General features: G+C 41.3%; 15 protein-coding genes and 1 pseudogene. 6 read left to right on the top strand and 10 right to left on the bottom strand.

Going from position 1 to position 21,983, the window contains the following annotated elements; genetic code table 11:
- Positions 1–353: 353 nt before the first annotated feature.
- A complete protein-coding gene (locus FTU19_RS09590; protein WP_004783783.1) occupies positions 354–569 on the top strand; it encodes a hypothetical protein in 216 nt (71 codons plus the stop codon).
- A 108-nt stretch (positions 570–677) separates the two neighbouring features.
- On the opposite strand, the gene FTU19_RS09585 is transcribed toward FTU19_RS09590, so the two are convergent.
- Positions 678–1,136, bottom strand: coding sequence for a hypothetical protein (locus FTU19_RS09585; RefSeq protein WP_166134903.1), 459 nt, complete (start codon positions 1,134–1,136; stop codon positions 678–680).
- A 117-nt stretch (positions 1,137–1,253) separates the two neighbouring features.
- Here FTU19_RS09585 and FTU19_RS09580 point away from each other — a divergent pair, with 117 nt between their 5' ends.
- Positions 1,254–2,120, top strand: coding sequence for an alpha/beta fold hydrolase (locus FTU19_RS09580; protein ID WP_180130917.1), 867 nt, complete (start codon positions 1,254–1,256; stop codon positions 2,118–2,120).
- 152 nt (positions 2,121–2,272) lie between these two features.
- Here the strand turns inward: FTU19_RS09580 and gltS are convergent, their stop codons facing one another.
- The 6 genes from gltS to FTU19_RS09550 form a co-directional block, all read right to left on the bottom strand.
- Entirely contained in the window at positions 2,273–3,496 is a 1,224-nt protein-coding gene (gene gltS / locus FTU19_RS09575; RefSeq protein WP_166134908.1) for a sodium/glutamate symporter, read from the bottom strand.
- Positions 3,497–3,803: 307 nt separating this feature from the next.
- Positions 3,804–5,540, bottom strand: coding sequence for a hypothetical protein (locus tag FTU19_RS09570; RefSeq protein WP_166134911.1), 1,737 nt, complete (start codon positions 5,538–5,540; stop codon positions 3,804–3,806).
- 168 nt (positions 5,541–5,708) lie between these two features.
- The gene (locus FTU19_RS09565) at positions 5,709–8,348 is read right to left on the bottom strand and encodes a bifunctional aconitate hydratase 2/2-methylisocitrate dehydratase (RefSeq protein WP_004783803.1); all 2,640 of its coding nucleotides are present in this window, start codon (positions 8,346–8,348) and stop codon (positions 5,709–5,711) included.
- Positions 8,349–8,645: 297 nt separating this feature from the next.
- On the bottom strand, positions 8,646–8,915 hold the full coding sequence (locus FTU19_RS09560) for a hypothetical protein (RefSeq protein WP_180104218.1): 270 nt from the start codon (positions 8,913–8,915) through the stop codon (positions 8,646–8,648).
- Between the two features lie 213 nt (positions 8,916–9,128).
- On the bottom strand, positions 9,129–9,488 hold the full coding sequence (locus FTU19_RS09555) for a hypothetical protein (protein WP_004783806.1): 360 nt from the start codon (positions 9,486–9,488) through the stop codon (positions 9,129–9,131).
- Between the two features lie 112 nt (positions 9,489–9,600).
- Positions 9,601–10,047, bottom strand: a complete 447-nt coding sequence (locus FTU19_RS09550; protein ID WP_180130915.1) for an I78 family peptidase inhibitor — start codon at positions 10,045–10,047, stop codon at positions 9,601–9,603.
- Positions 10,048–10,500: 453 nt separating this feature from the next.
- On the opposite strand from FTU19_RS09550, the gene xseA reads away from it, so the two are divergent.
- The gene (gene xseA / locus FTU19_RS09545; RefSeq protein ID WP_180130912.1) at positions 10,501–11,772 is read left to right on the top strand and encodes an exodeoxyribonuclease VII large subunit; all 1,272 of its coding nucleotides are present in this window, start codon (positions 10,501–10,503) and stop codon (positions 11,770–11,772) included.
- Positions 11,762–11,956 (top strand): exodeoxyribonuclease VII small subunit, encoded by a 195-nt coding sequence (xseB, locus tag FTU19_RS09540; protein ID WP_005235956.1) that lies wholly within the window; start codon positions 11,762–11,764, stop codon positions 11,954–11,956. Before xseA ends, xseB begins: the two co-directional genes overlap by 11 nt.
- 107 nt (positions 11,957–12,063) lie before the next feature.
- Here the strand turns inward: xseB and FTU19_RS09535 are convergent, their stop codons facing one another.
- Both FTU19_RS09535 and FTU19_RS09530 read right to left on the bottom strand, forming a co-directional pair.
- Positions 12,064–16,587, bottom strand: coding sequence for a translocation/assembly module TamB domain-containing protein (locus FTU19_RS09535; RefSeq protein WP_180130909.1), 4,524 nt, complete (start codon positions 16,585–16,587; stop codon positions 12,064–12,066).
- Between the two features lie 38 nt (positions 16,588–16,625).
- Entirely contained in the window at positions 16,626–19,382 is a 2,757-nt protein-coding gene (locus FTU19_RS09530; RefSeq protein ID WP_180130906.1) for an autotransporter assembly complex family protein, read from the bottom strand.
- Positions 19,383–19,556: 174 nt separating this feature from the next.
- On the opposite strand from FTU19_RS09530, the gene FTU19_RS09525 reads away from it, so the two are divergent.
- Positions 19,557–20,876 carry an MFS transporter gene (locus tag FTU19_RS09525; RefSeq protein ID WP_180130903.1) on the top strand — a complete coding sequence of 440 codons (1,320 nt, stop codon included), beginning with the start codon at positions 19,557–19,559 and terminating at the stop codon, positions 20,874–20,876.
- A gap of 3 nt (positions 20,877–20,879) precedes the next feature.
- A complete protein-coding gene (coq7, locus tag FTU19_RS09520; protein ID WP_004783823.1) occupies positions 20,880–21,515 on the top strand; it encodes a 2-polyprenyl-3-methyl-6-methoxy-1,4-benzoquinone monooxygenase in 636 nt (211 codons plus the stop codon).
- 352 nt (positions 21,516–21,867) lie between these two features.
- Here the strand turns inward: coq7 and FTU19_RS09515 are convergent.
- Positions 21,868–21,983 (bottom strand): annotated as a pseudogene (locus FTU19_RS09515) (IS30 family transposase); the annotation flags it as partial.

Below are 21,983 nucleotides of genomic sequence, written 5' to 3'. Positions count from 1 at the left end.
TTAAACATATTGTTTCCTGATTAAACCAACTCACCTTCATCATTCTACATAGACTTACATTTTCTAGATTATCTCTACAAATCTTTGGCGTAGAATTTGCTTTTCCCTATGGTAGCAATGAATGATCGCTTGCACACTTCAGTCGAACTGCCCTCGCTGAAATGTTTAAGATGATGATTCGGATGCAATCATTGATAAGTACAGTAATACGACTAAAGAAGGCCTTTTTTAACTGTTAAAGTTCACTTAAATAGTTGCAAAGGTTGAAATTAAGAAGTACAACTGTATATTCAATTCAGACTAAATCAATAAGATTTACTCTTCAATAATACAAATAAACGGGAGGGATGGAGATGTTATCAGTACATTTCAAAAAGCAAGTCTTCATTGACGCTCTTAAGGCAAATACCAATCTGGTGACTTTCTTGAGCACCACGGTTGCGCTTATGCTGACCTTGATTGTGCATTGTTTAATTCAAGGCAATTTAAAATTTGAGTACGTCGGTTATGCCTTGATTGTCTCGGCAGCCTTTTTCTTATGGGCTGTGATCGACCAGAAATACCGATAATTTATTAATAAATTTATACCCCAGTGGATGATCTGGCCAGTCATCCATCTGGCAGAAAAGAAATAAATTGAGCTTAAAGCTCAAAAAATAAAATCAACTATTAAAAAATTAGAATAATCCGACCGCCGCCCCATAAAGAAGCACACTTGTTCCTCCTAATTCTGCAATAATTAAACCTAACATTGCCAAAGTCATAAGCACGCCCGGCAACTGAAATTTACCTAGTTGATGCGGTCGCTTAAACTGATTAGTGGTGTCTTTCAAAAACCCATGCAAGATATAAGCGCCAATCGAGAAACTGAAAAAGAGAACATTGATCAATACACAGATCAAATTAATCTGCGAAGATAGTGCTGAATAGTAAGCCAATACTGCCAGAATCAATGTCGCAGGGGCATAAAGCAGACTGCTGCGATGCGCAATATCCACATAATAATGCGCCCGTGAATTGACAGACTGGCGGATTTGCCAATACTTCCATACTCCGGTTAACATCCCCACCCATAAGAATATTCCACTAAAAATAATCGCGATCTTTACTGCCAGATCAAGTTCTATTCCCTGCATATTTTCTTTCCGTTTTTTATCATCGTACTGACTTTTTAGTCATTGTTTTAACAAGTTTCTTTGAAGAAGTCAGGTAAATTTAAGCATTCATTCTGATTCAAAAATATAGTGTAGCCCATGTCTGAATTCGAAACATTGACTCTAAAGTGCCAGGATGGCTATCAATTAAGTGCACGTTTTTATCCAGTCACTGAGACTGAAAGTAAGAAATCTCCCATATTAATCTGTCCTGCGACTGGCATTACCAAACAGTTTTATCATATTTTTAGCTGCTGGTTGCAAACTCAGGGTTATGCCGTAATGGTATTTGATTTTCGAGGTATTGGGGAATCTTTAAAAGGTTCGGTTAAACAGTCTAAAGCCAGTATTGTGCAATGGGGACAACTGGACATTCCGGCTGCGATAGATGCGCTATTAGCTAAAACTCAGGCAGCAAAGGTCATCTTACTCGGTCATAGTGCTGGTGGACAGCTTCTGGGTATTGTCCCAAGCTATGCCAAAGTGGAAAAAGTCGTGGCAATTGCCGGATCGACTGGTCATGTTAAAGGTTTAAGGGGTCGCACTAAATTACTAGCGCCAGTGATGTTCAATATCATTTTTCCATTGGCACGTATCACCAAAGGCTATGGCCCAACCCAAGCGATTGGTATGGGTGAAAACCTGCCAAAAGATGTGGCACGTGAATGGGCAGAATTTTGTAGTAAACCGGGTTATGTCATCAATGCGATTGGTAAAAAGATCTCACCGGCACATGACTATCATGCCCAGATCACCTGCTCGATCACATCAATCTGGGCTTCGGATGATGAAATCGCCACTCAAGCGAATGTCAAAGACTTGCTGCGCTTATATCCAAAAGCAGCAACAGAAATGATTGAACTAAAACCCCAAGAATATGGTCATAAAGGGATTGGCCATATGCTGATGTTCAAGAAGTCACATCAAAACTTATGGCCAGTCATTGAGCAACAGTTATCTGCCTAAAGATGATTTAAATGGCTATTAATAGGTTAATGTGCTTTAATACGCTCAGTATGAGATGAGCCTCTTACAGTATGTGCCTCAGATGTGCATACGACTAGCCCCTAACCATGGGGCTTTTTTATGTCTGTATGATTTTGAAGTCGTATTAAAATTTAACCGAAAAATGCAATGATGCTCTGAATCACCACAGCATTCACAATATCAATAAAAAATGCACCACACAGCGGTACGATCAAAAATGCTTTATGTGATGGACCATAACTATTGGTGACCGCCTGAATATTGGCAATCGCAGTTGGAGTTGCTCCCATACCAAAACCACAATGCCCCGCCACCAATACAGCTGCATCGTAATTTTTTCCCATGATTCTAAAGGTCACAATTGCGGTAAATAAAATTAGTACCGCTGTCTGCGCAAACAAAATGGTAATGAGCGGGCCTGCCAAATCGGCCAGCAGCCAGAGTTGCAGTGAAAGTAAGGCCATAGATAAATACAGGGATAATGACGCATTACCAAATACATCAATGGCACGGTCGAAAATATCGACTTTCAGTACATGCTCCAGAAAGTTACGTACAATCACCCCTGTCCCTAAGGCCCAGACAAAGGTTGGCAGTTCAAACCATCTTCCCTGACTGATTTCTGTCATCTGATTGGCGACAAAAATACATAAGGCAAACATCCCCAAAGTTGATACCGCATTACTGGCTGTGATCAGTCGGGTTTTCTTTGGATATTCGAAGGGTGCGGTGTTGATGCTAGTATCGAGTTGTTGCTCATTGGTCTCTTGCGCTACTGTCTCTGCCAATTGATTGCGTTTAATCAAGAATTTGGCAACCGGACCGCCCACAAGTCCACCAATAATCAAACCAAAAGTAGCGCTTGCCATTCCGAGGACAATTGCCCCCTGTATTCCATATTGAGTTTCAAGCACTTCACCCCAAGCACCGGCAGTACCATGTCCACCCGTTAAGGTAACAGAACCGACAATCAGACCAATCAATGGATCAAGCCCAAGTGCTGTGGCTAAACTCATGCCAACCGCATTTTGTACAACTACAAATAGAATGACACAGACCAGAAAGATCAGCAGTGATTTCCCACCTTCTTTGAGCTTGGTAAAGTCTGCACTTAAACCCACAGAGGTAAAGAACATCAGCATCAGAATGGTTTGGATTTCTGAGTCAAATGTGGCACTGATATTAAAAAATTTATAGAGAATAAAAGCTGTAATCGCTGCGATTAGACCGCCGATTACAGGCTCAGGTAAGTTATAGTTTCTAAAGAAGCCAATTTTACTAACAAGATACCGCCCAATAAAAAGAAAAAATACTGCAATCACCAAGGTGCCAAAGGCATCGATCTCATAATTCATAACATTCCCTATTGGCTTTATTTTCATACAGTTTTAGGAAAACAGTATGAAAAATCAATTTTAGAAATGTTATGCAAGTTATTGTTTCTAGTAATTGTTTAATTTGTAGCCTGAACAGAGGAAATTAATGTAGTGAAATATCATAAACCCAATTTTTGGCTTGTTGGTCTGTGGTGGTTTCGCAGACATAGTAGTCATGATCCCAAGTGTCTTGGTCAAAAATAATATTTGAGCCAAAAATATTTAGTCCAAAACAATCACCTCAGGTTTAAGCTAGTACAATTCATCTCTTTTTATAAGTTTTGAATTACCTTTTTCCTAAAAAATCGTACCAATCAATAAATTCGGAGTACCCACCAGATGTTCTATTCCCAGGATTACGCCGTATATATTTCATTTCTGTGTCTGTTTCGGTAGTGACAGCTTGAGTAAACTCCGCTTTACTTTTAAAACCTCTACTTCGAACATATTCTCTAGCCTTTTCCCAAGGCCATAAATCAAACCGAAATCTTCTACCAAAAAATTCTGCCCATGAAGTACCATAGGATTGTCTAATATCTGCAGGTGCCCCCATTGGTAGATCAGATTCTTTGTACGCCTTCTCATACTCTTTTTTCATAGTAATATTATTATTTAGACAATAATCCTTTAAGATCTCAAGTGGGATTAGATTTGCACCTATTGCGCGTTTTTTTCGACCATATTTATCATTTAATAAATTCTCTACATCCAAGCGCATTTTTCTTAATATCAGAACATTATAGAGAGAAATTTCGTTTTTTTGAAAATCTGACAACTTATCCCATCCCATTTCATCAGCATAATTAACAAAATCGTCAAGAGTCCAATCTAGACCTTTTCTACCTGTACCAAATAACAGTCTTTCATTTGAAATTAAGGGTAATTTAATTCCATAATTATTAAATACATTGAAAATATGTTCCTTATATTTTTCTATACCATCTAACCGATATATTTCAGCCTCTATAACTATTAAATTTAAGATATTTTCTCTATACTTTTTTTCTTTATATAATCTTTTCGCATAGTATCCATCTGCCCAATTTGGTAAATCTGCTCTTTTTTGAAAACTTCTTTCTGAAAACATAAAAACTTCTATATAAGTATTTATATCACTTAAATAAAAATCAGAATAATATTTTTTAGAATCAAAGATAAGTTTAGGATGACTTTTTTTGTTTATTTTAATTTCATACAACCAATTTGCTACTATTAATTCTGCTTTACTTTGATAATTTTTACCATCTAATCCATAAAGTGAAGACCAATAGCCAAGATTATACATTATATTACAAACTTTATTCCAATATTCTGTTTTGATAACTTTTGCATAAGCAGCAGAATAATCTGTATGAAATTTTTGTTTTGATTCAAACTGCTTACAAATTTCAACCCACCCTTTTATATCTAATTTTCTGTAATCACAATATATTCTTCTCCAACCTAGAGTTTTATGAACCTTTATTTTTACTTGAATTCTATCTATTCTATTTAATTCACTATATAAAACACTATCAAATTTATTTAATTTTGTTGGACTTTCATGTTTTAATTGAATAATTTCATCATATAATTCAATATCACTCATTTGACCATACTGGAATCTTTTGGGAACTTCTTTACTTTTTTTTAATATTTTTTTCTTCGTCTCTCTTCCTTTATTAATAAAATTAGCTTTTTTAGCTATATCTTTAGTTAATTGACGTGCTGTCAATATTTTATATAAAACTCCATCATATTTTCTAAGTGCATTTAATCCTTGGATTCCAATTATATTAATTAAATTTAATGCATAATTAAGTAACTCGTCATTATCTAATACACTATATTTCTCAATTTTAGTTTCTGATTTAAAAAATACATTATTCGTCAAACCTCGATGATATAGTTCTTTGGCTAAATTATTATTGCAAGATATCAGCTCTCGTATATTTTTAACCATTATAATTTTGGTTTCTTCAATTAACTGAGAGTCAGTCATTAATTGATAGTCTTTAAAACTTTTGCTGTTAACTAGTTTCATGTACTTCACCAGTACTATCTTTTAATTTATATTTTTAAAGACTATAAAATAGGTAAATACTAGGCAACCCCAATACGACACAAATTGACGTACTCTTTATTATAAAATAAAAAAGGGCTGATAAATCAGCCCTTTTTTTTAACTCAATTTAATTTATTTTTCAACAAATTAAGCTAATTGAGCAGCAGCAATTTTCTTAGTATCGATGTCTTTAGCAGCATCTGTATACTCGCTCATCTTGTCGAAGTTCAAGTATTGGTAGATGTCAGCAGACATACTGTCAATTTGAGCAGCGTACTGTTGGTATTCTTCTGGAGAAGGTAATTTACCCAATACAGCAGCAACAGAAGCAAGCTCAGCAGATGCTAGGTAAACGTTAGCACCTTGACCTAGACGGTTCGGGAAGTTACGAGTAGAAGTCGATACACAAGTAGTGTTCGGAGCTACACGTGCTTGGTTACCCATACATAATGAACAGCCTGGCATTTCAGTACGAGCGCCAGCTTTACCATAAGTATTGTAGAAACCTTCTTCCATCAATTGGTGTTCGTCCATACGAGTTGGAGGAGCCAACCATAGACGAGTAGATAAAGAACCACCAGGTACTTTGTCTAGAAGTTTACCAGCTGCACGGAAGTGACCGATGTTAGTCATACAAGAACCGATGAATACTTCATCAATTTTAACGCCTTGAACGTCAGAAAGAAGTTTTGCATCATCTGGGTCGTTCGGGCAGCAAAGAACTGGTTCTGTGATTGTAGAAAGGTCGATTTCATACACTTTAGTGTATTCAGCATCAGCATCAGCTTTAAGAAGTGATGGGTTAGCCAACCATTTTTCCATGTTCTCTACACGGCGCGCCATAGTACGAGCATCGCCATAGCCTTGTGAAATCATCCACTTCAGCATAGTGATGTTAGAACGTAGGTATTCAGCAACTTTCTCTTCAGAAAGAGTGATCGCACAACCAGCAGCAGAACGTTCAGCAGAAGCATCAGAAAGTTCGAATGCTTGCTCAACAGTCAGGTCAGTTTCCATTTCTGTCAGGTCGATCTCAAGGATACGGCCAGAGAAGATGTTTTTCTTACCTTTCTTCTCTACAGTCAGATCACCTTCTTGGATCGCTACATAAGGAATCGCATGAACTAGGTCACGTAGAGTGATACCAGGCTGCATTTTACCTTTGAACTTCACAAGAACAGACTCTGGCATATCAAGTGGCATAACACCAGTTGCTGCAGCGAATGCTACAAGACCAGAACCTGCTGGGAATGAAATACCGATTGGGAAACGAGTATGTGAGTCACCACCAGTACCAACAGTATCTGGAAGAAGCATACGGTTTAACCAAGAGTGGATAATACCGTCACCTGGACGTAGAGAAACACCACCACGGTTCATGATGAAATCAGGAAGCGTGTGTTGCATTTGAACGTCAACTGGTTTTGGATACGCAGCTGTGTGACAGAAAGATTGCATTACCAAGTCAGCAGAGAAGCCTAGGCAAGCCAAGTCTTTCAGTTCGTCACGAGTCATAGGACCAGTTGTATCTTGAGAACCAACAGTGGTCATACGTGGTTCACAGTAAGTACCTGGACGGATACCTTGACCTTCAGGAAGACCACAAGCGCGACCAACCATCTTCTGAGCAAGGGTGAAGCCTTTGCCAGTGTCAGCAGGTTGTACTGGAGTACGGAACAGAGTTGAAGGCTCAAGACCAAGCTCTTCACGTGCTTTAGTTGTCAAACCACGACCAATGATCAGGTTAATACGACCACCCGCACGAACTTCGTCTAGAAGTACTGGAGTTTTAAGGTCAGCTTCAGCGATTTGAGCACCGTCTTTGAACGCAGTTACTTTAGCAGCAGCCTTGTCGATTTTAAGAGTGATTTCATCACCCATGTTCATGTTTGCTACGTCGATTTCAACTGGTAACGCACCAGCGTCTTCCATAGTGTTGAAGAAAATCGGAGCAATTTTAGAACCTAAGCAATAACCGCCTTCTTTCTTGTTAGGAATGTGAGCGATTTCGTCACCGAAGAACCAAAGTACAGAGTTAGTTGCAGATTTACGAGAAGAACCTGTACCAACAACGTCACCTACGTAAGCAACTTTGTTGCCTTTCGCGATGAGATCTTTAATTTGGTTTAATGGACCAACTTCACCAGGAACTTCTGGGTTGATGCCATCACGTTCGTTTTTCAGCATTGCATTTGCGTGCAATGGAATGTCTGGACGGCTCCAAGCGTCTTGTGCTGGAGACAAGTCATCAGTGTTAGTTTCGCCAGTTACTTTGAAAACTGTCAGTTTGATTTCTTCTGGAACGTCTGCACGGTTTGTGAACCATTCAGCGTCAGCCCATGATTGAAGAACAGCTTTTGCATTTGCATTACCTGCACGTGCTTTATCAGCTACGTCATGGAACGCATCAAATACAAGAAGCGTTTTTTTCAAAGCTTCAGCAGCAAGACCACCAAGCTCTGCGTCTTCTAGAAGTTCAACTAAAGGAGCAACGTTATAACCACCAAGCATAGTGCCCAGTAAGTAAACCGCACGTTCTTTAGAAACTAGTGGAGAAGTCGCTTCGCCTTTTGCCAATGCAGCTAAGAACGCAGCTTTTACGTATGCAGCTTGGTCAACACCCGCTGGAACACGGTTTTCAAGCAAGTCAACTAAGTATGCTTCTTCACCAGCTGGGGGATTTTTTAATAATTCAACTAATGCAGCAGTTTGAGCATCATCAAGTGGCTTCGGTGGGACTCCGAGTGCGGCACGTTCTTCAACGTGTTGGCGGTAAGCTTCTAGCACGGTGTTATTCCTCTTTTTTAAAAAATTACCTGTGAATTCCTGCTTTATAAAAGCTTCACAAATAATATGGACTCTAAAATTTTACTAAAATTCCAGTTAAAAGTTAATGCAAGTACAGTGTTTCTTTGTGATGCTCATTATTTTATAACTAAATGATGCTTATAAAGATCATTCAATAATCAAATCATCATCGCATTGCATAATTTAAGTACAGATATGGCAACTTTTAACCAAATTCGACGCATAAAAAAGGCAACATCGATGTTGCCTGATTTACTTAGAAAAAGATACTCCACCTTAGTGGACTGTCGTCGAGTTCAAGTATTGCTGAAAAGCGTCCCGACAACCCTCAAATTTTAATTCGCATTGATCTTCATAAGTCTGACTATGGTTGTTGCTGGCAAAGGAAATCTCGACCAGACAGCGTTTTTTGTCCTGCTCCAAGATCTGCTTAATCACGACCTTGTCTCCTACACTCAGGACATAGCGTCCGCTACCGATAATAGCCAATCCTTTTTCATCTTCTAACAGCAGATCTGAGTGATATAAATACTTCACGACGTCCATATTATTGTTCTCCTCAAGGCTTTGGAGTTAAATTCATTATTCAATATAAAGATAAGCATTTCTATATTTTAGATTTAGCAATTGTCACAAATTATATTTAATATTGCTTAGGCTATTTTTATTATTAGAAGAATTTTCTTATATCTATAAACCACTATTTATTTTGAATGATGATTTCTTAGTTTGTTTATTTAAATATAAAAAAACCGTTCCTTAGAACGGTTTGTAATCTGGCATTTTATCATGCGGTGTGGCGATACATTTTTCGGTAAATTCAGCGCGGACTTTCTCACGGGCTGCATCTACATCGGTCTTAATTTCCTGTTCCGGAAGTGCATAGACTTCATCGATAATATTTAGGATAAAACCGCGAGTGATGTCATCATCGATCTTGTTGGCATGCTCAACAGCCTTTTCTTTCTCGATCGCATTCTGACGATCCAGCATAATGGTCCGTGCAGCATTCCCCACACTACGACAATAGCCATGCCACTGCTCTTCAGGGGTTAAAGGTTTTTTCTCTGCACAGCCGACCAGAGCAACCATCAGCGATAAAGCAAATAACTTTTTCATGAATTTCTCCTTCCGAGAGGCACTATAAGAGATCAGCACAGATTTGTCATTTAAAATGAAATTTCTCTCTATTCTTATTGATACTGCCTGCTCGAAAGTAGCATTTCATATCCTAACCACAACTGGCCTGAACTACTTTCTTAGTGGCTGGATCTACAGTGACCGTCACGCGCTCTTCACGATAATCCATAGTGACAGGCTGGCCAGGTGCAACCATGCGTACCATTTGAGCTTTGGTTTTCTCTTTGATTTTTGCTTCAGTTAAATTGGATTGACCCACCAGTGCAGCTGCCTGATCTGCGATACATTTAGGCTGGTTTGCTCGGAAATATTTCCATTCTTCGACCACTTGCCCATTTTTTAAATGACAATAGCCCACTTGCCCATTAGTTTCATTACGGATTTCCAGCTTTCCACCCTGATTAATACAATAGGCACTCGCTGGATTCGCTGTTCCTAATGACGCTGAGTTTGAGTCAGTCGACTGGGTCGTACTACAGCCAGCAAGGAGGATGGATACAAATAATCCAGACAAGCCAGATAAAATTATTTTTTTCATGAGCGGTATTCTTCTAAAGGAATTCGCCTTTAATGTAGCATATTCCACTTATAGCGTCAGATCTGAAAAGGCTTGAGTGTTTGTAATTCTGTAAAAAGCGGCAGGATCATTTTTTAATATCATTAGCTTTAATCCCATTTAACTTCTCACTATTTCCTATGATTTATATCAATCAATAATTAGCTTTTAAAAGTAATCTCTTTCTTAAACTAACTAAAATTTAGATCCAGTTAAATATTGGAATGGCTTCAAGATGACAATGTCATTACATTATTATACAAAGTGTTTATTACCCTTCATCAACCAAGCATTACTCTAATATTTTGTTTTTAGATCATTAAATTAATTATTTCCCAGTTTCTTTGTCCTAGCCTTTTTATGCACGAAGCTTGATGTTTGTACTAGCGGCCATATTGATTTAATATTTGATTGAATTTTAAACTTTATCTCGGCATGCAAGACGATCTCCCGCTTTCTTTAAAAGAATACCTTTCTACGGTTCAGGAAGTGGTTAAAATCACTTTCGATACACCGGTGTGGGTCAAAGCTGAGATTCGAAATTTAAATATCAAAGCTGGCCATTACTATCTGGAACTGGCAGAAAAAGATCCTGACAATGATCAGGTCATTGCCAGTTGCCGGGCCACCATCTGGAAATTTGCTGCACAGAAAATTGTGACGCAATTTGAACGTGAAAGTGGTATTGAGCTAAGCCGGGACCTTAAGGTTTTAATCAAAGTCATAGCCAGCTTTGATCCGCAATATGGGTTTTCCCTAAATATTACAGAGATTGATTCTGGATATACCTTGGGTGATATAGCCCGACGTTATCAGCAGATTGTAGAGAGACTGACAACCGAAGGTCTGATTGATCGCAATAAAAATCTGCCTACACCTTTTGACCTCAACCGAATTCTGGTGATTGCTCCGGAAAAGGCTGCAGGTCTGGGCGATTTCAAGAAAGATGCTGATGCCTTACAAAAAGCTCAGGTATGCGAATTTATCTATCACAGTGCGACCTTTCAGGGAAATACGGCAGCGCAAAGCATCATGCAAAGCTTGGCACAAGCTTTAAAGCAGTGGGCACAAACTTATCATAACGCGCCTGACCTGATCGTAATCATTCGTGGCGGTGGTGCAGTCAATGATCTGGCTTATTTAAATGACTATGCATTGGCTGCCCTGCTCTGCAAACGTTCAGTTCCCGTCTGGGTTGGTATTGGTCATGAAAAAGACAGGACGATTCTGGATGAAATTGCTCATCGTTCTTTCGACACACCAAGTAAAGTGATTGCTGGAATTCGCAATCATGTCGTCGAGCTGACGCAAGAAGTTATAAATAACCTGCAAAGTATCCAGAGACTTTCTCAACAGCAAATTCAAGCTTATCAAAGCCAGAATGAGCAATATCTAAAGCTAATCCAAAATTTGGCCAATCACCAGATTATGAATGCCTTGCAACGTTTAGAGCAGCTCAAGTCCAACACCTCTATCCTTGCCCAGCAACAGACCCAACTGATTAACCAGCAGCTAGATGCCCTGATGCGGGAAACACTGCTGCAAAATCCCAAACATGTTTTGTCCAAAGGCTATGCCATTGTGCGCCAGCAAGAACATGTGGTTCGTTCAATCCATCAAATTGATGTCCAACAACCCGTTCAGGTTGAATTACACGATGGCCTATTTTCAGCACAACTTACGCAGGTAACTCCCCATGAGTCATGATACTTTGAGCTTTCAGGAAGGCTATGACATCTTGAAAAAGAATGCTGAATTACTTGAATCTCAGCAAGAACCAGATATTGATAATCTGATGAAAATCGTTGAAGAATCTATGCAGGCGTATAAAGCCTGTAAATCTCGAGTGGAAGCCGTTCAGAATGCACTGAACGAGACCTTTAAGGATTAATTTTATTTAATACCTTAAATCAGTATAGCTTGATGATTTAAATGCTTAGGCTATTTTAAAATCTCTTGCCTATAAAAAAGCCCTCATTTAGAGGGCTTTTTATTAGCTTAGAACCGCCAGTTATAGAATAAGTCAATTGCACGCTCTAAAGACTGACTGGCTTCCAGATATAAACGCTGATTCATTTGATAACGTAAAGTCAACTTGTTTACTGGGGTAAATACGCCAACCCCATAACGGATATATAAGTCTGGCGTAATATAACCGGTTACAGACACCTGAGTATCATCCCCGGTTCCCTGTGCATCCAGTGCCAGACCGCTCAAGCCAAAGCTACGGCCAATCTGGTTGGTCAAGGCACGCGTACCGCCTAAGCCCAGACTGATCCCTGCGGCTGCAATGGTGTTATTTACATCAGATCTGAAACCTTCTGCCTGACTCAAGCCTGAAGCCCCTTCATTAATACGACCAGTAATCAGGGCATTCAACGCTTCTTGTTCAGACAGGCCAGCATCATTATAAATTTGAATGGCAGGACTTGAGGCTGTACCAGTGACACGTACACCCACCGTGCTACCTTGAATGGATTTATTGGCATCAATATCCAGGGTTGGATTCGATAATGGGCCATTGAAACGCGCAATCGCACGGTTCAGATCCAGACTTTGTCCATAGGCTTCAATTTTCACCCGTTGTGATACCCCGATCGCCCCATTGGCACGCATCGCAGATTCCAGACCACGTTGCGTCAGATTGACACGACCTAAGAGTGGTATACGGCTGTCAAAGCCCTGGAAGATCACCTGATTTCCTAACGACACTGCAACATCTGCGCGAATATCCCATGGACGTGCCGCTTTCAGAATGGCGAGCTGGTCATCTCCTTCACGTACAACACGAACATCAGAAGACAAGCCCACGACAGGTTCAGAGGCTTCAGGCATGGAAATCAGTGCACGAGGAACATCGACCTTGCCACTCAAGCTTAATTTTTTATTGAACGGATACATATCCAAGGTCAGGTCAGGCGTAACCACTGCAGTAATCAGCGGTGCCTGACGAATCAACAGATTTTCGCCCTGAAGTTTGAGCTGTACGCGTGGATCACCTTTCCAGTCTACAGAGCCGGTTAATTTACCAGCGCCACGGCCACTGTTAAATGCACCATTAATAGTCGCGGTATTTTGGCGGACTGATGAATAGAGCTGCACATTGGTCAGATTGACTGGCAATGAAATCATGCTGATCGCCCCGTCCTTAACCCGAATTTCACCTTCAAGTAATGGATCGGTTAACGTTCCACTAATTTTACCTGCATAAGACAAGGTACCATCCAGATTACGTACATCCTGAATGAATGGCTTAAAGATCTTCAGCTGAACCTGGTTAAAGGCAATCTCGCCACGCATTGGTTTATTGTCACGATATGGATCAATAATCACATTGGCATAGCCTGTACCAATATCTGGTGTTTTCACATCCAGACGAATCTGTAGTCCAGCGGCCACGCTTTTTGCGACCAGACCCACTTCATCATATTTTAAAGTCGAGCCTAAATATTCCGGATCATCAGAAGATAAGCCGATCACCCCATTGCGGGTTACCAGCCGTGCATCAATTTTCGGTTTGGCACCTTGTGCCCAAGCTGCCTTGGCATAACCATTCACTTTACCGGTTAATGCTATGCCTTCTGGCAGGAAGGCACTAAAGTCAGCCAGATCCAGATTACGGGTAATAAAAGAAGCACTGCCTCGAGTTTTATTCACTCGAATTGGTTGGTCAAAGCAAAGTTGACTTTGTTGACTCATCCAGCAATGAGCACCGACAAACAGATCCGACTGTGCAGTGTTATAAATTACAGCTGCATTTTGACGCTGCACCAGATGAGTACGCAGTGAATCGAAATCACCGCGCTGGATCTGGCCTAACCAGTTATTTTGTGCATTAAAACCACCTGCGAGCTGAACAAAGAATTTAGACAGCTTGTTTTCAGCTTGAACTTGCAGTACATGCGCAGCGCGGGTTCCAGCCAATGAAACTTCACCAAGTACAATCTGTCTATTGCCACTACGCAACTGATCCATGGTTGCAGTCAATAAAGTCGGTGTGGTTTGTGAAGTCGGCAACTGGCCACGTACCCGAATCTTGTCTACGCTAAACAGGTTCTTGAAGGCAAAATTATCTACTGCCAGATTCGCAGTTGCTTGTAAACGCGGTTGTGCCTGCATATTGATGTAGCCTTGTACCCGGCCTCTTAATCCCGGATAAAGTTCATATAATGCCGGCGCATTCACTTTAAGTTGCAGATTCTGCGCATTACCGGTGGCCTGTAACTGGTTGCTGGCATAAGACAGGAACAGGTTATTGGCTTCAAACTGCTGCGGTACAAAACCACGCTGCTTGGAGTCAATCAATACAGCCAGATTCCCCTTACCGCGTACCGGTTTATTATTCAACATACCGGCCAGATTTAAGCGTTGAATCTGGACACGCTTCACTGCATCCGACCAGACACCTTGGGTTTGCAGATTACCAGACAATTCACCTTTAAGCTTGGCATTGAAATATTGAGGTTTGAAACGCACCAGAGAGGCATTTACATTCCAGCCAATACCATTTGCTAAGTTCACCTGACCATTGGCATTAATTTTTCCAGCGACCCCATCATGACGCAGTTCCTTGATATTTAGCATATCAGGTGTACCCGACAAGCGTAGTTTCAGCAGTCCCTGACTGGCCTTGATCTGGCTGGCACTTAATGCGCCATCATAATTGACTGCATAACTTTTGAATCCGCCACCTGCTTTTTCATCATGGAACAACAAGGCAATATTACTGTTACCTGTCAGGTGAACGGTTTCATTTTGCGCAGCCAGTCGTCCGGTCAGATCTACACCGCTGAGATTAATAATTTGCTGATTCGGGCGTGCATAACCACTGGCTTTTACCCGACCATTCAAGCGGTCAATTGGTGAAGCTGCAGCCAGAGTCTGAGTATTCAGGTTCTGGGCATTTAATACTGCGGACCATCTGAGCTGACGTTTTTCTTCTGGCAGTTCAATTCGTGCATTACCTGTTAGACTGCCGGCCTGTCCATTTCCGCTATATTTAAAACTTGGAACATTCAGGATGTTATTTTTCAGGTTCAGTTGTGCCTGATATATTCCTGTCGGCAACAGCCCTTCTTCATGCTGAGCAACCTGGGTAGCGACATGGATATTTTGCTGGCCTTCGACCAGTACCAGATCAACATCGCCTGATTCACTTTTTAACCAGCCGATATAAGGCACAGCACGGTCAATATTTTTCCAGGCTACATCCAGTAACATCGGTTGAGCTTTATTGTCTTTAACCGGCTTCTGATCCAGCTTGATATTCCAGGTTTCATAGCGGTCAAAATCCACCAGTCCTGTCAAATGCAGGCCATTTTCCAAATTACCGGTAGAAGCAATATTACCGTCCAGACTTGGTGGCAGAAAGTCCTGCACTACTTGAGGAATTCGCCGATGTTTCGGATCTATCCCATTCATGCGACCTGTCAGATCCCAATCCACCCGATCAGCCCAGCCTACAGTACCTGCCAGACTTACCGAGCCTTTCATCAGCTGACCATTTAAATCAGTAATATTGAGCTGATTGACCAGATCGGTATACATCACTGCGGTATATTGCCCATCCGGGATATTTTCACCTTCAATATCGGTGCGGACATTCAAATCCAGGCGCTTGGTATTCCCATTAAACTCAGCCACACCATCTTTCGTAAACAGTTTCTGCTCTGTCAGGATTGGCCAGTGATATTGTTTAAACTGGAGTTCACCACGCATAGGTACATTAGGACGCATCGGGTGCAGAACCGCCCAGCCTGTCAGCAAATCTGGAGTGTTGGTCGCGACCCCGGCCTGAATGGTATCCAGTGTACCTCTAGCACGTACTTGAATATCATGAATATTCAGGCTTTCTCTGAGTGAAGGCAGATTTAAAATACCACGTGCATCTAGTGGATACTTGCCTTCAAACTGCATTTTCCCGGTAGCTTCGCGTACTGACAGATAGCCCATATCCATGCGGGAATCTTCGAAATTCAGCTCGGTACCTGACCATAATGCTTCATTCAGTTCGATATTATAAAAATCAACTACATTGGTCTGGGTTTTAATCACCAAGTGATCGAGAAGTAAATGATCAACCCGCAATACAAACGGTAAACGAATAGCATTGAACTTGAATGGCTCATCACTTGGCGGATTTTTATTAATAATCTGTAAATTCAGTACATCTGCTTCAGTCAGATGAATTTCTTTTTTGATAATTGCTCGCCAACCCAGCTTGACATCAGCACGATCAATTTTGACATCGACCGGTTTCAGGGTAACCAGAACATTTTTCAGGATAATCCCGCGCCACAGATTTCCGCCTTCATATTCGTAATGGATGATTTCCTGGCGCTGCATCACCTGATCAAGCAGGAATTTACTGCCTTTATCGGTAGAAAACAGGATCGCCAGTACAGACAGCAGAAAAATAAGAGAAAAAAGGACCGACAATAGAATACTTCTAAAGATACGGCGCTTTTTCGGCACAACTTCAGGTTGTTGCTCTTGTTCTGGCTGTGGTTGGTTCTCGACCATGATCTACCCAAATAACTATTTTTTAATTAATAAATGTTTTATAACTGCGAGCCAATAAAGAAGTGCAGACGAATCGGATAATTGTCATCTGACAGTCCGGTCGCCACATCTAAACGAATTGGGCCAATCGGTGAAGCCCAACGAATCCCCAGCCCCGCACCATATTCTGTTGGATTACTAAAATCCTCATTATAGGCATTTCCGGCATCCGCAAATACCGCAGCGCGCCAGCCTTCCCTGAACTGATAATTATACTCCAGTGAAGCCACACCCAAAGCCTGTCCGCCCACTTTAAAGCCTTCAATTTCTGGAGAAAGACTCTTATAGTCGAAACCACGGATACTCTGGTCACCGCCACTAAAATAACGCAGGTTATAGGGTACTTTGGCAAAATCTTCAGTAAAGATATACCCCAGATCCGCACGACCGACAAACTGGTGATCGGCATTTTCACCCAGTGAATAGATAAAACGCCAGCCTGCGTTCACAATCGCCATATCGGCATCAGACAATAGAGCTTCACTGCCCAATTCGACTTTATAGGTCTGCTTAAAACCCTTGGTCGGGTTCACCCGGCGATCACTATCGGTACGGGAAACTTCATAACCCACCAGTAGAGACTGCTGTTCATCTTCAGTATTGAATCTGAACGCTTCCGGAATCTGGCTAAAATCAACCGAACCATCCTGAGTCAGACGATCGAGGCGGTAACGTAGACCGTAAGTTTGTTGCCAGCTGCCACGCGGATTTTTAATAATCCGGTCAGCACCGAGTACCGCGGATTCAATTAGCAGGCCATCACCTTGAGCCACACCATCACGTTCTTCACGCTCATAACCACCTACGATACTGATATAGTCATTAAGTGGATGGTTGTATGGAATATTATAACGGCCATCAATTGACTGACGGATTTGTGACAATTCAAGGTTGGCATCAAATGAGTGACCACGCTTGTTTACGATCGCGCGGCGATATTGTCCACGTAAGCGTGTTCCGGTATCCGTACCATAACCCAGACCAACTTCGGCACTGTTAAGACGGTCTGCATTCAGTGTCACGATCACCGGAATTTTTTTCTCTTCACGAGCCTGAGCCTTTAAACGTTCTTCTTCGTCTTCTTTAGTCTGTTGCTGAACCCGCAAAGTTCTTAAATTTGGATTCTCTGCATCACGACTACCAGCAAACTGATCTTCATCCACCACATCCTGTGTAACTTCCTGATCGGATGCCGGTGCAGCTTTCTTGGCTACACCTATTTCATCTTCTGAAAACTTCTGTTCTTCTATCAGACTCTGAATATCCGGTGCCAGTTCCAGCTCTCGATCAATAGGATCAGGACGAATCGCATCCACCAGCGTATAGTTAAAATAACGTGAGTTCGTCAGGTTGTTGGCCAGACTATTCACACGCCAGAAGGTGTAATCAGCACCATCTTCCCAAGTAACCAGACTTTCCAGTACATCACGATTTAGCGGAAATTCTTTTTCAGGATCACTCATCCTGAACTCTACATTACCCAGTTTATAACGCTCACCTGTTTCAAAGCGCAGGTTCACATCGGCTGTATTTTCGGGTTGGGCAATGCGCACATCATGCAAGCGCCAGTACGCATCAAAATAACCATTATTGCTGGCTGCGGTATTAATCCGGTCTTTGGTTTTTTCATAATCCCCATGGTTAAAGATATCACCTTCTTCCTGTTCCGGTAGAAGACTAATAACCTGGAACTGCGGCTGTTCACCACCTGGGCCACTAAACTCAATATTATGGGTATTGATAATGACCGGCTCATTCGGAGTCACATAGACTCTAACCCGACTGTCAGATAATTTTTCAAATCTGAACTGGGCATTGTAATAACCTACAGCTTGGGCAGCCTGATTGGACAGATTACGGAGTTGCGGTAATGCAGATGAAAAATCTTCAAAGGATTCCTGGGTAAAGCTGGAAAGTTTAGCTTTTACATTATTTCTGAGATTCGTATAACCTTCTGACTGGGCTTTACGATTCAATCCGCCATTGCTTTGCGCAGTGCCATTTCCATTCACAATGACCACATCTGCACTGATCCGAGGCAAACTGGCGGTCATAATCTGGCGAGGTGGACGGATTTTATAAAACAGTCGTTTGAAAATATTCGGACGTTTGTCATTTTCAGGCGTTGTTGGTGCAGGCAATTCGGATAAGGTCGCACCCGACTCATTTCTTTGCACGATGATCTGACTATCGGCCTGAATGGACTGCATAAGCTGATCAACATTCACAGGTGCCTGATTGATTTCAACCAGTTCCTGCTGACTCATGTCATTGACTACGGTTTCAGTTTGCGCTGATTGGCGATAGGCTTGCGCTTCGCGTTTCGCTTCTTCTGCGACCTTATAAATCTCATTGGCCATGCTCTGGTCAATCGTTTGCACCGGCAGGCTTTCTAAATCATCAAACTCAATTGGCTGAAATTCACCCAGAGACGTTCCCATATTCTGCTGCTCTTGCAGCATTTGCATACTATCTACGGTCGAAGTTTCAGGTTCTAAGGCTTCTTCAACTTTTTCTGTCGCTTCAGCTTCGGTCGTAGCTACCCCTTGTCGAACGGCTTCCTGGGATAACTCTTCGATCATTTCTGCCTGAGAGAGTGCTACCGGAGTTTCGGTCTGCTCGGTCTGTGCCATGCCCTGATGCGATAACATCATGAAAAATATACTCATACATAGCCTGGCTCGGCCATGATACGGTACGAGAGACCCCATACTACGATTCAGCATCGTTTGTTTAAATTTTCTCTTTGCGGGCATAGCAAACTCTAAACGAATACATTCTTTAATTGATTATTTGACCGAAAAAGATAAGCTAAAGAACTTAAATTATTGGGTTTTGCCTTTACATGGACGAAAGTATCTTACATGATTTTTCTCAATGTTTACGTATATCTCACATTTCTTAATAAATCTTAATGTAGCACGTCTTATATGAACAACAATGAACATTTGTTAGCGAGCCGCCGCTTTTTACCCATGTTCCTGACCCAGTTTTTTGGTGCACTGAATGATAATGTTTTTAAACAGGCATTATTACTGGTGATTACCTATGGTTGGATTCAGCAACAATCAGCCAGTATTAGCACACTAAATAACCTTGCCGCATTATTGTTCATTTTGCCTTATTTTATTTTCTCTGCGACGGCAGGCCAGATTGCAGACAAATATGAACGTTCCCAGCTGATTCGCTATCTAAAGATTTTTGAAATTGTGATCATGATTCTGGGGACTGTTGGTTTCCTACTCGGTCATTTATGGATGCTATTGTTCGCCCTGTTTTTAATGGGTACTCAATCCACTTTTTTCGGCCCGATTAAATATGCCATTTTGCCTGAAGTATTAAAACCGGATGAATTGATGTCAGGTAACGCACTATTTCAGTCAGGCACTTCATTAGCGATTTTATTCGGTATGATTCTGGGTGGTGCAGTCATTGCTGCTTCTACAGGCAATCTGATCTGGATCAGCCTGACGGTGTTAAGTATTGCCGTGGTTGGCTATCTCTCCAGTCGTTATATTCTGAAGCAGAGCATTCCAGCGCCTGAAATCAACATTGACTGGAACTTTTTCCGGACCAGCTTTCAGACCATTAAATATGCCAAAAGCTTACCGCTGGTTTTTTTAATTCTGCTGGGTAACTCCTGGTACTGGTTTTATGGTGCAACTTATTTGACCCAGATTCCACAGCTTACCTTACAAAACCTGCATGCTTCTGAAAATGTTGCCAGTCTGCTTTTAACCTTTTTCTCTGTCGGGATCGGTTTAGGTTCTTATCTATGCCGTAGATTAGGTGGTACTGAGGTCAATATTAAAATGGTTCCTATTGGCGCTATTGGTCTTGTAGTTTTTGCATTGTATCTGGCAGCAAGTCTTGCCTTTGTCCCGGAACGTACTGGTGCTCTACTTGGCTTGGCAGATGTATTCCAGCAAGGCTGGAGCTATTATCATGTGATGCTGGCGGTAACTTTACTGGGCATTAGTGGCGGTTTTTATATCGTGCCGCTGTATGCCATGATGCAAGCGCATTCTCCCCGCTCACATCGTGCACGTGTGGTTGCAGCAAATAACATCCTGAATGCCGTTTTCATGGTATCTTCTGCTATATTCTCAATTATTATTTTAAGCATTTTAGAGTTTGATCTTAAAATACTTTTCTGTATTACTGCAGTGTTGAGTGGCCTGTTTACTTTATGGCTGCTTTATAGATTGAAATCGATGATCAAAACTGCAAAAGCCCCTTTGGAGGATTAATTCATGCGTCAATATACAGGTGTCGATAAGCTTATTCATTCTTTTGACCAGGCATTACGCAGTCTTGTTCCAGGAACAACTTCCTCACAACGGGAAAATCCAGCAAAACCGGTTGAAACCCAGCTTACCGTGAGTGATGCCCGTCATGTGGCTGGTTTAATGCGTGTGAATCATAGTGGTGAGGTTTGTGCCCAAGCGCTTTATCATGGACAGGCATTAACAGCGAAATTACCAAATGTACGTCGGGAAATGGAACAGGCAGCAATTGAGGAACAGGATCATCTGGCCTGGTGTGAAGACCGCTTACAAGAACTTGATAGCCATACCAGTTTACTCAATCCGGTCTGGTACGGCCTTTCCTTTGGTATGGGTGCAATTGCCGGCATTGCAGGTGACAAATACAGTCTGGGCTTTGTTGCAGAAACCGAACGCCAAGTGAGTATGCATTTACAGCATCATATTAATCAGCTGCCCGCACAGGATGAACGCTCACGTCGCATTCTGGAACAGATGAATGAAGATGAATTGCATCACCGTGATACAGCTTTGGCTGCAGGCGGCGTAGATTTACCCCTTCCAGTCAAGATTGCCATGACCGGTATTTCCAAGTTAATGACTAAAACCAGTTATTATATTTAAGTATCAAATGAAGCCCTCTTTTTTGAGGGCTTTTTTTTATTCTCATGAATTCTTAAACAAGATGACTCATTGATTTTTTTGAGTGCAGATCAATCAATTTAACCATCTATCCAATAGAATATCGGTTCACATTTTAATCAAACTCTATTCTTTTATTCAGCTGTTATAATCGAACCGGTTTCATCTCGTATTTATTAAAATTCTAGAACGATTGAGACAGGTATAACTATTAAATAGCTATGACCTATTTATCAAAAAAATAATGCTTTAAAGGTGACGTATGGAAATAGGTATTATTCTTGGTATTCTATTCGCAATTATTGTGTTGTTAGTTATTTTTTATAAGGCGGATTCAAGCGGCAAGTGCAACAGTATAAAAACCAGCCATAACTTCACTCGGTGTATACCAACCTAGTGTTTTTCTAGGACGATGGTTGAGTGCAAATTCTATCTGCTCTATTTGTTCGT

This window comes from Acinetobacter sp. YH12072, assembly GCF_013419565.1.
Classification (GTDB): domain Bacteria; phylum Pseudomonadota; class Gammaproteobacteria; order Pseudomonadales; family Moraxellaceae; genus Acinetobacter.
This window is presented reverse-complemented; position numbering and strand designations above follow the sequence as displayed.